We start from the raw sequence: 13,211 nt of genomic DNA, 5'->3' as shown, positions 1-13,211 counted from the left end.
CGCCCGGTAACACTAACGCGCTTTAATAAACTCACAAATGGTTGCGTCGTCAGTGGGTTGTATCATGCGTCAGAGTCAGTCTTATAAATCCGGCATGCCTGTTGCCCAGATTCTCTGGGTTGGCCTGATGGCGAGCGTCGCGACTGGTTGCAGTTCCGATTCAAGCCGCTTTTCCGGCCTGTTTTCCAAAACCGATACGATGACGACCGCCTCGACCGGCGGCCAGATCACCGGATTGGACAATGCGCCGGTGCCGCAAGCCGATGTCGATAATGGCGGGTCCTATGCGCCGTCCGGCCCCAGCGCGTCGACGGGTGGCGGTTATGGCAATCGCCAGCAGGCGATGACGCAGCCCTATCCGGCCCAGCAGACCTATTCGCCAGCGCGGCGGGCTTCGTCGGCTGTGTCCGTTCAGAAGGCCGAGCTTGCGCCGCCATCCGGTTCCACCGCATCGACAGGCCCGATTTCTTCGCGCCGCCAGACAGCGTCGGCGCAGCCATTCCCGGCTGCCACTCACCAGTCGGCAGCCTTGGAGGACGGCGATGGCTTGTCCACCAACACCCTGCCGCAGCCGGCAAAGCCCGGCCCGGCGGCTGGCGCTGGCGCTAGTGGCCAGGGTGCCAATGGATGGAGCACGGTCAATGCACCCCGCGTCGTTCTGAAGCCGGGCGAAAGCCTTGCTACCCTGTCGCAGCGTTACGGGGTGCCGGAAAAGGAAATCGTTAAGGCCAACGGTCTTTCGACGGCAGGGGCCGCACGTCCAGGTCAGTCTATCCTCATTCCGACCTTCGGCTCGCGCAATACGCCGACCAGGGCTGCGGCTGCCGAAGGCACGCTGTTGCCTCCAGGTCAGTCTCCCGGACCGACGCCGCGCCAGGAAGAAAAGGTCGCGGTATTGCCGACCAATCCGAAGCTGCGCGACAAGGTCAAGACTGATATTGCCGCAAACAACACCACCAATGCCGCGGGCACCGGCAAGACGCCGCCAGCCGCTGGCACCTATGTGGTCAAGTCGGGCGATTCGATTGCCAAGATTGCCCGCGAAAACGGTGTTTCCGTTGCGGCCTTGAAGCAGGCAAACCATCTCGGCACCCAGGGTGTCCGTGTTGGCCAGACGCTGGAACTGCCGCAGGCCGATCAAAAGCTGGCCGCGACACCTGTCAGCACGGCGCCTGCCAATACCAAGCCGGAAGCGCCCAAGGTGACTGCTGCGGCTCCGGCGCCTGCCGCGCCGACCAAGTCTGTCACTGATGTTGCCTCCGCCGATCCCGGCGACAAGGCCCCTGACGCAACTGGCATCGGCAAATATCGCTGGCCGGTGCGTGGCGCGGTGGTGGCTCCGTTTGGCGCCAATGTCGCTGGCAAGCGCAATGACGGTATCGATATTTCCGTGCCGACCGGTACACCGATCAAGGCCGCCGAAAACGGCGTGGTTATCTACGCTGGCAATGGCCTGAAAGAACTCGGCAACACCGTGCTTGTTCGCCATGACGACGGCACTGTGACTGTTTACGGCCATGCCGATGCCATTTCCGTTCAGCGCGGCCAGAAGGTGCAGCGTGGCCAGCAGGTGGCAACATCGGGCATGAGCGGCAATGCCAGCCAACCGACCCTGCATTTTGAAGTGCGCAAGGATGCGACCCCGGTCAACCCGATGGGCTTCCTGGAATAGGCGTCGCAGGGCGAAAGCTTTTTCTTGAATAAGGTAGTGCGTTTCAGGAAAGTTGAGAAAGGCTCGGAGCAATCCGGGCCTTTCTTCATAAGGGGCTTGCTATAGGGCGGATAAGCCTACCGCTCAAGTTCGACCCGCAACCGCCCGGCCAGATCCTGGATATATTGCCAGGCGACTCGCCCGGAGCGCGCCCCTCGCGTGGTGGCCCATTCCAGAGCCTCGGCGTGCAATTGTTCAGGCGGCAGCGGAAGCTTGAAATGCGCGGCATAGCCGTCGATCATCGCCAAATAGTCGTCCTGGCTGCATTTATGAAAACCGAGCCAGAGGCCAAACCGGTCGGAAAGAGAGACCTTTTCCTCCACCGCTTCTGACGGATTGATGGCGGTCGACTGCTCGTTTTCCATCATATGCCGGGGCAGCAGGTGGCGACGGTTGGAGGTGGCGTAAAACAGCACATTGTCCGGACGGCCCTCGATACCGCCATCCAAAGCCGCTTTCAGCGATTTATAGGCAGTATCGTCATGGTCGAAGGAAAGATCGTCGCAAAACAGCAGCACCCGCTCTTCGCTGTTTTTCAGCAGATCCATCAGCGCGGGCAGGGAGGCGATGTCTTCTCGGTGCACTTCCACCAGTTTCAGTCGAACGCCGGTGGCCTTTACGATATCGGCATGCACTGCCTTCACCAGCGAGGATTTGCCCATGCCGCGCGCGCCCCAGAGCAGGACATTGTTGGCGGCAAAGCCCAGCGCGAACCGTTCGGTGTTTTCATGTAGGATGTCACGCACCCGATCGACGCCTCTGATAAGGCCGAGCGAGACGCGGTTGGGTCGCGGCACCGGTTGCAGATGCTGGTTTGCCGGATGCCAGACGAAGCAATCGGCTCCGCTCCAGTCGTTAATCGCCGGGGCGGGACCGGCCAGCCGTTCCATGGCGTCGGCGAGCCGCGTTACTTCCCGCAGCAGATCAGCCAGCGTATCGGTCATGTTTTGCCTCCGTTCATGCGTGAAAAGTGGTTCAAGACCGCCTGTGATCGTTGCGCTACCATGGTCATACAGGGTTCGAAAGTGTATTGACCGGGGATTCGGTACGCAAAGCCGCTGTTTCTGTTGCATTCCCTTGGGGTATTCCTATATTCCGGCGGCAAAACAGGGGGGACAGGATCTTTGCTGCCCCGGTTCCGAAGGAGTTTCTCATGTTCATAACACAGGCATTCGCTCAGGATGCAGCACCTGCCGCTGGCGGGATGGGGTCCGGGTTTGAAATGCTTCTGCTTTTCGCACCCTTGATGGTGATCTGGTATTTCCTGCTGATCCGCCCGCAGCGCAACCAGCTGAAGAAGCGGGAAGCAACGCTGTCGGCTATTCGCCGTGGCGACCAGGTGGTTCTGGGCGGCGGCCTGATCGGCAAGGTGACCAAGGTCACTGACGATAAGGAACTGGAAGTCGAAATCGCCGATGGCGTCAAGGTCAAGGCGCTGCGCAGCCTGATCGCCGAAGTGCGCGTCAAGGGCGAGCCGGTCAAGGCTGAGGTTGTCAAGGCCGATGCGACCAAGTCAGACGCCGCGAAGTCCGACTCCTGATTTAAGTTTGAACACCGGGCCGCCCATCAGGGCGGCCTGACTTTTTTCTGCTGTCTGCTGGAGAAAAGCCGCTTCCGTCCTCTGAAATGGCCGCTTTGTATGTTGAGCGATGGTTTGCCCTGCGGTAAATCTTGCTCGGCGTATCAAGCCGCCATTTCCGTTTGACGATCCCGGTCTATTTGCCCAGACCTTACCCTTCGAGATGTCGATGCTGCATTTCTCCCGCTGGAAAACAATTCTTCTCTGGCTTGCCGTCGTGGCGAGCGTCCTGATTGCGCTGCCCGATCTGTTCAGTAAGGATCAACTGGCCCGTCTTCCGTCCTGGTTCCCGAGCAAGCAGATGACGCTCGGTCTCGATTTGCAGGGCGGTTCGCATATCATGCTGAAGATCGAGCGCAACGATATCGTCAAGGAGCGGCTTGAAGCCGTGGTTGGCGATATCCGCAGCAGTCTTCGCGATGCGGGCGTTCGCTATACGGGGCTGAATGGCGTTGGCCAGGCGGTTCAGGTGCGCATTACCGATCCGGCCCAGCTTGATGCGGCGCGCAAGGCCTTGCAGACACTGACTGCACCGGTCAGCACCGGCGGTTTCGGGTCGAGCAGCATCCAGGAAGCGACACTGGACGATAGCGGCGATGGGTTGTTGAAGTTCAACCTCACCGATGCCGGTATCGATTACCGCATGTCCTCGGCCCTCACCCAGTCCATCGAAGTCGTGCGGCGCCGCGTCGATGAGCTTGGCAATACCGAGCCGTTGATCCAGCGCCAGGGCTCTGACCGGATTATCGTACAGGTGCCGGGTCTTGATGATCCGCAGCGGTTGAAGAATCTTCTGAACCAGACCGCGAAACTGAGCTTCCGCATGGTCGATACCAGCATGTCGGCCACCGAAGCGATCAGCGGTCGCCCGCCTGCCACGTCTGAAGTGCTTTACAGCCAGGATGAGGCCGCAGTGCCTTATCTGGTCGAAAAGCGGGTTCTGGTGTCCGGCGAGGATCTCGTCGATGCGCAGGCAAGCTTCAATCAGCAGAATAACGAACCGGTCGTCAGTTTCCGTTTCGATAGCCGTGGCGCACAGCGCTTTGCCCAGGCGACCCAGCAGAATGTCGGGCGGCCCTTTGCCATCGTGCTCGACAATCAGGTGATTTCCGCGCCTGTGATCCGTGAACCGATTGTCGGTGGCTCCGGCCAGATTTCCGGCAATTTCACGGTGCAGGGCGCCAATGACTTGGCCGTGCTGCTGCGCGCCGGTGCCTTGCCGGCAACCTTGACCGTGGTCGAAGAGCGCACCGTCGGCCCAAGCCTTGGTGCCGATTCGATCCGGGCCGGGGTTTCTGCCGGCTTTATCGGCGCGGGGCTGGTCGTGGTGCTGATGATCGGGCTTTACGGATTTTTCGGCGTGCTTGCCGTGCTTGCGCTGTTGGCCAATATCGTCATGATTATTGCCATCCTGACGCTGCTTGGATCGACGCTGACGCTGCCGGGCATCGCCGGTATCGTATTGACCATCGGTATGGCGGTTGATTCCAACGTGCTGATCTACGAGCGTATCCGCGAGGAATATAAGAGCGGGCGCTCGCTGATCCAGTCCATCGATATCGGCTTCAACAAGGCCTTGGCGACCATCGTTGACGCCAATGTCACGACGCTGATTGCCGCTGGTGTGTTGTTCTTTCTCGGTTCCGGTCCGGTGCGCGGTTTCTCGGTAACGCTTGCCATCGGCATCATCACCACGGTGTTTACCGCCTTTGGCTTGACCCGCTGGATGTTTACCGTCTGGGTGAATACGCGCCGTCCCAAGGCTCTGCCCAAGGGGGTGAGGACCGGGATTTTCGACGGCACCAACATTCCGTTCATGGGTGTCCGCCGTTATACATTCCTGCTGTCGGCTGCCTTGTCGATTGCCGCCCTTGTCGGTTTCGGCACGGTCGGCATGAAGCTCGGCATCGATTTCACCGGCGGTTCGATCATCGAGTTGAAGGCCCGTCAGGGCAATGCCGATCCCGCTGCCATCCGCGAACAGTTGAGCAGTCTCAATCTCGGCGATGTCCAGGTCCAGGGTTTTGGCGATCCGAGCAGTGTTCTGGTCCGTTTGCAGGCCCAGGACGAGGGTGAAAACGGCGAACAATCGGCTGTGGCCAAGGTGCGGGGCGCATTGGAACAGGCCTACGAGTTCCGCCGTACCGAAGTCGTCGGCCCGTCCGTGTCGGGTGAGTTGACGAAATCGGCGACCATTGGCGTGTTGATTTCGCTGATGGCGATCCTGGTCTATATCTGGATCCGGTTTGAGTGGCAGTTTGCGGCAGGCGCGATCATCGCAACCCTGCATGACGTCATCCTGACGCTTGGCCTCTACGTGGTCACCGGGGTGGAGTTTGACCTCAGCAGTATTGCGGCCATCCTGACGATTGTCGGCTATTCGCTGAACGATACCGTGGTCGTCTATGACCGGATGCGCGAGAACCTGCGCCGTTACAAGAAAATGCCGCTGGATGTGCTGATCGACACGTCGATCAACCAGACCCTGTCGCGGACCATCCTGACATCGGTGACAACGCTTCTGGCCCTTCTGGCACTGTTCCTGTTCGGTGGCGAAGTTATCCGCTCCTTCACCTTTGCCATGCTGTTCGGGGTTCTTGTCGGCACATTCTCCTCTATCTATATGGCGGCACCGGTGCTGATCGCCTTCCGTCTGCGCCCCGAGGGCCAGGGCGAGCCGGATAAGGCTGAAAAAGCGAAGCCGGAAAAGAACGGCGCAGCGGGCAAGGCGGGAGCATAGGCATTGGCAAAGGGCATTATCATCCGCGAGGCGCATTTTCCGGGCAGGTCCCCCATTGATGCCTATGGCAATGGCGGGTTCCGGTTCGCGGATATGTCGCATCGCGGCTCCCTTTTGCTTTTACCATCAGGCATTTATGGCTGGGATATGCGCGAGGGCGAGGACCTGACGGTCGCCGCCCTCCAGCGCCTGCTGGACGAGGCGGATAAAGTCGAGTTCCTGTTGTTGGGGACTGGCACGGAACTGCGCCGTATCCCCAGCGACGTTAAAGCCGCTCTGACCGCCGCTGGCATCGGCTCTGACCCGATGAGCACCGGAGCTGCGGTGCGGACCTATAATGTGATGCTGGCGGAAGAACGGCCTGTGGCCGCCGCGTTGATTGCTGTCTGATCCCATGGCCGAAAGTGCAAAGCCATCGCCATTGGTCCCGGATGTATGCCTTACGACGCTGCGGGAGATCGACCGCGACCGGTATTTGGCCTGCCTTCTCTCCCCGCCGGAAAAGCAGCCTGCCTTGGCAGCACTCTATGCCTTCAATGCCGAGCTTGCCCGCGTGCGTGATCTGGTGCGCGAACCCTTGCCGGGCGAAATCCGGTTGCAATATTGGCGCGACCTGCTTTCCGGCAAGGGACATGGCGATACCACGGCCAATCCGCTGGCGGCAGGGCTTTTGGCGGCTGTGGAGCGCTATCACCTGCCGGTTCAGCCCTTGCTCGACATGATCGATGCGCGGATTGCCGATCTTTACGATGATCCGATCGGGCCGAGATCGGCGCTGGAAGGCTATGCGGGAGAGACCGCCTCGGCGCTAATCCAGCTGGCGAGCCTGGTGCTGGATACCGAGGCCGCGCTGAATTGCGCAACCATCGCCGGACATGCTGGGGTTGCCCAGGCCATTGCCGGACTGTTGGCGCTGATGCCGCAACATCGGGCGCGAGGGCAGCTCTACATTCCTGACGAAATCCTGACCGCGACCGGGTTGGACCGTGATGCCTTTCTGTCGGGCAAGGACGAGATGAGGATCGATGGTGCCATCGAAGCCTTTGCCGGTCTGGGGCTCGATCACCTTTCCAAGGCGCGCGCTGGTGGCAAGCTTCCGGCGTCTCTGGTTGCTGCCTATCTGCCTGTGGCGCTCGCAGGGCCGATTCTGCGGGATGCTCGTCGGCGCGGCGCCGATATTCTGCAAACACCGATTCGCCGAGCTCAGTGGCGCCGCCAACTGACACTGCTGCGCGCCAGCGTGACGGGTCGATTTTAGGGCTGTCAGGTCCCTCCTGAACCAGCCCCTCGGGAAAACCCGGATTCCACTTTTCCTGGCAAACGACGCACAGGTTTGCACTCCGGCTCCAAACTCACGCAAGGCTCATCCGTTAAATCTTGCCAACTGCAAAATCCGCAAGTTGGAATCGTATCAACGGATTATGCAGCAGATATAAAGTGTTGCCGCAATTGCGCGATCCTCGATCGGCAGTGCTGCTCAAGCATCATCCGGAGGTTGCCAGTGGGCGTTGGGATCGGTATTTTTGTGTTTTTGGGCATTATCGCCTTCGCTTGGTATGTCTCGCGCATGGCGGAGCGCAATGATGGCGAAACCCTAAGCGATGTCGGGCTTGCTATCCTGGAATTCGGCCGGGCCTTTCCTGGCGAAGCCATCCGCAGCCTGCATGCCACAGCCGATGGCAAAGCGGTATTCGTCAGGCTTCATGACAACCGTGCAGGCTTCATGCGCAATCTTCGCAATCATTATGCCTGCCATTTGATCGAGCCGGGGCATGTGCAGGTCCAGCCCTTGGAAAGCGTTCACGGTTTCCACATCACGTTTCTCGATGCAGCCCAGCATAACGGCGACTATATTTTCGCCAAGCCCGCCGAGGCAGCAGAAGTTTCGCTATGGCTGCTCGGCAACTATATCGCGCCGAACGATTTGGAGCCGGCGGAAGACAGGTTTGACAAGACATCCTCTTGAGTAGGATGGGACAATCACGTCCATTGAGATCTTCGGGCCTCGGTATTAAAGGCCCGCGTCTTCCATTTCGGCAACCGGCTGTGGGATGTGCGGCGGCAGGCCGAGCCATTCCCGGCAATGGGTTAGGGCGCGGATGGCGATCAACTGGCGCTTCATGACAGTCTTGTCCTTGCCCCGGAAACGCTTCACGCCTTCTGGCTTGACGATGGAGCCGGGCTCCAGATCCGGAAACAGTCCGAAGTTGATGTTCATCGGCTGGAAAGACTTTTTGCCGGGTTCGTCATTGGACACGATATGGCCACCGGTAATATGGTTGAGCAGCGCACCGAGCGCCGTTGTCACCGGCGGCGGGCTATGGGCTTCGCCCTTGCGCTCGGCAGCAGCAAAGCGACCGGCCAGAAGACCGATGGAGGCGCTCTCGACATAGCCTTCGCAGCCGGTGATCTGCCCGGCAAAACGCAGGCCCGGTCTGCTCTTTAGGGAAAGAGACGGATCAAGCAGCACTGGTGAATGGATATAGGTATTGCGGTGCAGGCCACCCAGCCGGGCGAATTCGGCGTTTTCCAGACCGGGGATCATCCGAAAAATCTCGGCCTGGGCGCCGTAGCGCAGCTTGGTCTGGAAGCCGACCATATTATAGAGCGTGCCCAACGCATTATCCTGGCGCAGCTGCACGACGGCATAGGCTTTCACGGTAGGGTTATGGGAATTGGTCAGCCCCATCGGCTTCATCGGTCCATGGCGCAGGGTTTCACGCCCGCGTTCTGCCATGACTTCGATGGGCAGGCAGCCGTCGAAATAGGGTGTGCCTTCCCATTCCTTGAAGCCGACTGCGTCACCGGCAATCAATGCATCGATGAAGGCGTTATACTGGGCCTCGTCCAGCGGGCAGTTGATGTAATCCTTACCCGTACCGCCCGGGCCAACCTTGTCATAGCGCGACTGATACCAGCAGATATCCATATTGATGCTGTCACGGTGGACGATGGGGGCGATGGCGTCGAAAAAGGCAAGCGCGTCCTCGCCGGTTTCAGCGCGGATGGCCTCGGCCAGTGCCGGTGATGTCAGCGGACCGCTGGCGATGATGCTGAGATCCCAATCGCGCGGCGGCAGGCCGGTGATTTCCTCGCGCACCACGGTTACGAGCGGGTGAGCTTGCAGCGCCTGCGTCACGGCCTCGGCAAAGCCGTCCCTGTCAACGGCAAGCGCGCCACCCGCCGGTACCTGATGACGGTCGGCGCAGGCCATGATCAACGAGCCGGCCAGCCGCATTTCCGCATGGATAACCCCGACCGCATTGGCGGTGGCATCGTCGGAGCGGAAGGAATTGGAGCAGACAAGCTCAGCAAGGCTATCGGTCTTATGGGCGTCGGTGCCGCGAAGGCCGCGCATCTCATGAAGAATGACCGGCACGCCCGCCTCAGCGATCTGCCATGCGGCTTCGGAGCCAGCCAGCCCGCCGCCAATGATGTGAATAGGGGAATAGGAGTTGTTGTCTGTCATGGCGGCTGCTTATCACGCCTTGCCGCCGCTTCCAATCTTGAACAGAGCAAATTGCACTTTGGAGATGCAAGCTTGGTTTGGAGAGTTAGAAATAGAAAACGGCGCCAAAAGCGCCGTTCGAACATTCAATTCAAATTTTAAAACCGGATCCGATTAACGGAACGAACGGTTGGCAATGTGACGGATGTCGTAACGGGTGATGCCGATATCGGACAGGGTCTGGTTCGACAGGCCGCCCAGTTCGGACAGAGTGCGGCGATAGCTAATCCAGTTTTTAGCAATGCGGATCGGGTTCATGACATTTCCTCGAGATCTTGTTTGCTGATCCGGCGGTCTCTCCCGCCTCAGCTGTTGACATGCTTATACATCGGGGAAAGCATTTGTGGCAGTGCAATAAATGGGCGACTGCTATGCGTTTGTGCAGATTCATGGCTATTTATTGTGCTTCGGCTAAGATTTGAGCTTGATCTTGGCGCGCTCAAAGCAGGCCTTTTCCGGGTGAAATTCTCACCATTGAGAGGGTGTGGAGTTGTCGACCTTCAGGCACAAGACGGTCCTATAATGGCTTTGTTTAAGAAGAAGCCAGCGCATATTTTCTTTTGCGCAACATTCCCTGCTTTGTGGTCAGCAAAAGGCGGCATAATTCGTCAAAACGCCCTCATTACGTCTATCTCCGTTGCGGACTTATGGCATAAGCTTGCGGCAAGCTCTGGCTTTGATGGTCCGTGCCATATCTTTGTGCGGAGTTTGACCTTGCTGCGGTATTTGCGCGTTTTTGCCTTTCTATCGATCTGCATGGCACTTGCCGGGTGCATGACCGGGCTGTTTCAATCAGCGCCGAAGAAGTTTTACTATGATATTCGCGCGGTCACCGTGCTGGCGGGTCCGAAAGTGCCGTTGGCCTTGGTGCAGGGCGTGGAGCGGCGACTGTCTTCTGCCGTTGCTGCCACGGTGCGCAGCGAGGTTCTGCCGCGGGTGATTCTGACGGTCAGGGTCGAGACGATGGCAAGTGGGCTGGGGCTGGACAAGCAGCACAATGAAGCCGAGATCAAAGTCAGCGCTGCCTCGGTTGAAACCGGTGATGTGGTCGCTCAGGGCGCGTTCAAGGTGCTGACCATTACCAATGATCAGACGCTTGGCCCTGAAAGCCTGGCGGAAGAAATTTCAGCCCGGATCCGCTCGCTGTTTTCCCTGACCGCGCCAAAACTATAGCGGGTACCAAGACACGAGAGAGCGATGGCTGATGGCTTGCAGATTGACTTCAAACCTCATTCTGCTAACCCTAGAGGCGGATGGTTTTCGGCCTGAAGAGATTGAGGCTGGAAAGCAAAAGGGAATGCGAAGGCGTGGACCCAGACAGGGCATGCCAAACGCAGCCGACCCCGCGACTGTAGAACAGCGAGGGTTTTCAATCCGGTTTTGAAGATCCTTGCATGGCGGGCCGCGTGGTGTGGCCGGTGCGGTGAGCGGATAGGCCGGAAAAGCCACTGGAGTGGCAAAGCGATCTGCCGGGGTTGGACGCCTCTTTATCTACGAATCGTCCGCCTTTTCGATTTTGCCGTGGACTCCGGGAAGGTGAGGAAAATCTGCGAACTGGTGCCGTGATGGTACCGGTTTGACGCTGTGAGCCAGGAGACCTGCCGTCCGTGACGGGCTTTACGCCCAATTGGGGGAGAGATCCCCGACGCCAGCACGGAGGTTGTCGTGGCGCAACAGATTGATCGCGGGCCTTTTAGGCTCCGCTTCACGGTCATTTGGCCGTTTTGTATTACGCCGCCTGCGCCCAATGGAGGCAGGTCATTATGACGCTCGTGTCATCACGCAGCATAGGTGCGGCCTTAGCGCTGCTTGTGCTGGCGGCGCTGGTTTTTGCGCTGCTGCCCTTTTCCCGTCATGCGCCCTCTGGCCCTTCTGAGCGGCCTGCTCAACAGCAATTCCAGGCGCCACCGGGTTCCAATTCCACCTTTGGCGGGGCGCTGTCGCAGCCAAGGCCGGATGTGCGGTCTTCTGCGCCATCCGCTACCGATGTGGCCCCATCCGCATGGCCGGGCTTTGTGCCGCGTTCCAGCGGGCTCTATACGCCGCCAACGGGTGGAAACTGACTCCATGGCAGACACAGTTTCGAAACGTGTCTTCGTTCTCGGAGGCGCGCGGTCCGGCAAGTCGCATTTTGCCGAACAACTTTGTGCAGAGACCGGCCTGGAGCGTCATTATCTCGCGACCGGGCGGGCCTGGGACGAGGAAATGCGCGCCCGGATCGACCAGCATCAGCAGGATCGTGGCGGCCTTTGGGTGACGCATGAAGAGCCCCTGGCGCTGGTGGACACGCTTAGGCATATCGATGCGCCAGGCCGGGTGGTGCTGGTCGATTGCCTGACGCTCTGGGTGACCAATCTGATGATGGAGGAGGGGCGCGACATGGCTGCTGAGGCGGCGGCCCTTGCGGATCTGCTGCCCCGGCTTTCCGCCTCCATCGTGCTTGTTTCCAATGAAGTCGGCCTTGGCATTGTGCCGGAAAACCGCATGGCGCGCCATTTCCGCGACCATGCCGGGCGGCTTCATCAATTGATCGCGGCAAGCGCTGACGAGGTTTATTTCGTCGCGGCTGGCCTGCCCCTGAAAATGAAAGGCTGAACAATGTTGCAACAGAAAATTCCCGTCACTGTGATCACCGGCTTTCTCGGCGCTGGTAAGACAACCATCATCCGCAATATGCTGATGAACGCGGGTGGTAAGAAAATCGCGTTGATCATTAACGAGTTTGGCGATCTGGGTGTGGATGGCGAAGTACTGAAAGGTTGCGGCGCCGAGACTTGCACCGAGGACGACATTATCGAACTGACGAATGGCTGCATCTGCTGCACCGTTGCCGATGATTTCGTGCCGACCATGCAAAAGCTGCTGGCACGGGATGTCTTGCCCGACCATATCGTCATCGAGACCTCCGGCCTTGCTTTGCCGCAGCCGCTGGTGGCCGCCTTCAACTGGCCTGACATCCGCACCCGCGTTACCGTGGATGGCGTTGTAACGGTGGTCGATAGTGCCGCTGTCGCCGCTGGCCGGTTTGCCGATGACCACGACCGGATCGATGCCCAGCGCGCCGCCGATGACAGTCTCGATCATGAAAGCCCGATCGAGGAGCTGTTCGAGGATCAGCTGACCTGCGCCGACATGATCGTTCTCAACAAGACTGATCTGCTCGATGCCGATGGCCTCGCCAAAGTGCGAACCGATGTGACCGCCCGGATGAGCCGCAAGCCGACCCTGATCGAGGCGAAGAATGGCGATGTGCCGGTTATGGTGCTGCTTGGCATCGGTGCCGGCTCGGAAGCCGATATCGACAATCGCAAATCCCATCACGAGCTGGAGCATGAGGCGCTGCATGCGAGCGGCGAGGCGCATGACCATCATCACGATCACGATGAATTTGACAGTTTTGTCGTCGATCTGCCGCAGGTGCGCGAGCCGGACCGCTTTGTCGATGGCTTGAAGACCGTGATCGAAGCGCATGACGTGCTGCGGCTGAAAGGCTTCGTGGATGTGCCGGGCAAGCCGATGCGGCTGGTGGTACAGGCGGTCGGCAACCGCATCGACCAATATTATGACCGGCCCTGGGCGTCGGGCGAGCAACGGACGACGCGACTGGTGGTGATTGGCCTGCATGATCTCGACCAATCGGCGATTGCCGATGCCATCCGGGCGGCAGCGTAAG

At 59.5% G+C, this 13,211-nt stretch carries 13 protein-coding genes and 1 riboswitch; of the genes, 10 read left to right on the top strand and 3 right to left on the bottom strand.

The window, feature by feature from the left end; genetic code table 11:
- Positions 1–64: 64 nt before the first annotated feature.
- Positions 65–1,672 (top strand): peptidoglycan DD-metalloendopeptidase family protein, encoded by a 1,608-nt coding sequence (locus tag FS819_RS08600; RefSeq protein WP_409050151.1) that lies wholly within the window; start codon positions 65–67, stop codon positions 1,670–1,672.
- A gap of 116 nt (positions 1,673–1,788) precedes the next feature.
- Here the strand turns inward: FS819_RS08600 and FS819_RS08595 are convergent, their stop codons facing one another.
- Complete coding sequence (locus tag FS819_RS08595) at positions 1,789–2,655, bottom strand: ATP-binding protein (protein WP_156551430.1); 867 nt, start codon at positions 2,653–2,655, stop codon at positions 1,789–1,791.
- A 209-nt stretch (positions 2,656–2,864) separates the two neighbouring features.
- Here FS819_RS08595 and yajC point away from each other — a divergent pair, with 209 nt between their 5' ends.
- The 5 genes from yajC (at position 2,865) to FS819_RS08570 (ending at position 7,996) form a co-directional block, all read left to right on the top strand.
- Complete coding sequence (yajC, locus tag FS819_RS08590; RefSeq protein WP_156551431.1) at positions 2,865–3,251, top strand: preprotein translocase subunit YajC; 387 nt, start codon at positions 2,865–2,867, stop codon at positions 3,249–3,251.
- A gap of 208 nt (positions 3,252–3,459) precedes the next feature.
- Positions 3,460–6,030, top strand: coding sequence for a protein translocase subunit SecDF (gene secDF / locus FS819_RS08585; protein WP_156551432.1), 2,571 nt, complete (start codon positions 3,460–3,462; stop codon positions 6,028–6,030).
- Positions 6,031–6,033: 3 nt separating this feature from the next.
- Positions 6,034–6,420 (top strand): Mth938-like domain-containing protein, encoded by a 387-nt coding sequence (locus FS819_RS08580; RefSeq protein ID WP_156551433.1) that lies wholly within the window; start codon positions 6,034–6,036, stop codon positions 6,418–6,420.
- Between the two features lie 4 nt (positions 6,421–6,424).
- Positions 6,425–7,288: a phytoene/squalene synthase family protein gene (locus FS819_RS08575; RefSeq protein WP_156551434.1), complete on the top strand. Its 864-nt coding sequence runs from the start codon at positions 6,425–6,427 to the stop codon at positions 7,286–7,288.
- Positions 7,289–7,531: 243 nt separating this feature from the next.
- Complete coding sequence (locus FS819_RS08570; RefSeq protein ID WP_070164972.1) at positions 7,532–7,996, top strand: hypothetical protein; 465 nt, start codon at positions 7,532–7,534, stop codon at positions 7,994–7,996.
- 45 nt (positions 7,997–8,041) lie between these two features.
- Here FS819_RS08570 and trmFO read toward each other — a convergent pair whose 3' ends face one another.
- The gene (gene trmFO, locus FS819_RS08565; RefSeq protein WP_156551436.1) at positions 8,042–9,499 is read right to left on the bottom strand and encodes a methylenetetrahydrofolate--tRNA-(uracil(54)-C(5))-methyltransferase (FADH(2)-oxidizing) TrmFO; all 1,458 of its coding nucleotides are present in this window, start codon (positions 9,497–9,499) and stop codon (positions 8,042–8,044) included.
- 153 nt (positions 9,500–9,652) lie between these two features.
- A complete protein-coding gene (locus tag FS819_RS08560; RefSeq protein ID WP_015916326.1) occupies positions 9,653–9,796 on the bottom strand; it encodes a DUF1127 domain-containing protein in 144 nt (47 codons plus the stop codon).
- Between the two features lie 456 nt (positions 9,797–10,252).
- On the opposite strand from FS819_RS08560, the gene FS819_RS08555 reads away from it, so the two are divergent.
- The 4 genes from FS819_RS08555 (at position 10,253) to cobW (ending at position 13,210) form a co-directional block, all read left to right on the top strand.
- On the top strand, positions 10,253–10,711 hold the full coding sequence (locus FS819_RS08555) for a hypothetical protein (protein WP_234624430.1): 459 nt from the start codon (positions 10,253–10,255) through the stop codon (positions 10,709–10,711).
- 64 nt (positions 10,712–10,775) lie between these two features.
- A riboswitch (cobalamin riboswitch) is annotated at positions 10,776–11,158 on the top strand.
- 143 nt (positions 11,159–11,301) lie between these two features.
- On the top strand, positions 11,302–11,601 hold the full coding sequence (locus FS819_RS08550; RefSeq protein WP_156551438.1) for a hypothetical protein: 300 nt from the start codon (positions 11,302–11,304) through the stop codon (positions 11,599–11,601).
- Between the two features lie 4 nt (positions 11,602–11,605).
- Positions 11,606–12,133: a bifunctional adenosylcobinamide kinase/adenosylcobinamide-phosphate guanylyltransferase gene (gene cobU / locus FS819_RS08545; RefSeq protein WP_156551439.1), complete on the top strand. Its 528-nt coding sequence runs from the start codon at positions 11,606–11,608 to the stop codon at positions 12,131–12,133.
- Positions 12,134–12,136: 3 nt separating this feature from the next.
- Positions 12,137–13,210, top strand: coding sequence for a cobalamin biosynthesis protein CobW (cobW, locus tag FS819_RS08540; protein ID WP_156551440.1), 1,074 nt, complete (start codon positions 12,137–12,139; stop codon positions 13,208–13,210).
- The last annotated feature ends 1 nt before the right edge of the window (position 13,211 follow it).

The organism is Allorhizobium sp. Av2 (genome assembly GCF_021462805.2).
Classification (GTDB): Bacteria; Pseudomonadota; Alphaproteobacteria; order Rhizobiales; family Rhizobiaceae; genus Allorhizobium; species Allorhizobium vitis_G.
This window is presented reverse-complemented; position numbering and strand designations above follow the sequence as displayed.

Bases quoted from the DNA above. Each gene is read 5' to 3' on its own strand.
- FS819_RS08595 (WP_156551430.1), bottom strand. From the start codon at position 2,655: ATGACCGATACGCTGGCTGATCTGCTGCGGGAAGTAACGCGGCTCGCC.
- FS819_RS08600 (WP_409050151.1), top strand. From the start codon at position 65: ATGCGTCAGAGTCAGTCTTATAAATCCGGCATGCCTGTTGCCCAGATT.
- cobU (WP_156551439.1), top strand. From the start codon at position 11,606: ATGGCAGACACAGTTTCGAAACGTGTCTTCGTTCTCGGAGGCGCGCGG.
- cobW (WP_156551440.1), top strand. From the start codon at position 12,137: ATGTTGCAACAGAAAATTCCCGTCACTGTGATCACCGGCTTTCTCGGC.
- FS819_RS08550 (WP_156551438.1), top strand. From the start codon at position 11,302: ATGACGCTCGTGTCATCACGCAGCATAGGTGCGGCCTTAGCGCTGCTT.
- FS819_RS08575 (WP_156551434.1), top strand. From the start codon at position 6,425: ATGGCCGAAAGTGCAAAGCCATCGCCATTGGTCCCGGATGTATGCCTT.
- trmFO (WP_156551436.1), bottom strand. From the start codon at position 9,499: ATGACAGACAACAACTCCTATTCCCCTATTCACATCATTGGCGGCGGG.
- FS819_RS08560 (WP_015916326.1), bottom strand. From the start codon at position 9,796: ATGAACCCGATCCGCATTGCTAAAAACTGGATTAGCTATCGCCGCACT.
- yajC (WP_156551431.1), top strand. From the start codon at position 2,865: ATGTTCATAACACAGGCATTCGCTCAGGATGCAGCACCTGCCGCTGGC.
- secDF (WP_156551432.1), top strand. From the start codon at position 3,460: ATGCTGCATTTCTCCCGCTGGAAAACAATTCTTCTCTGGCTTGCCGTC.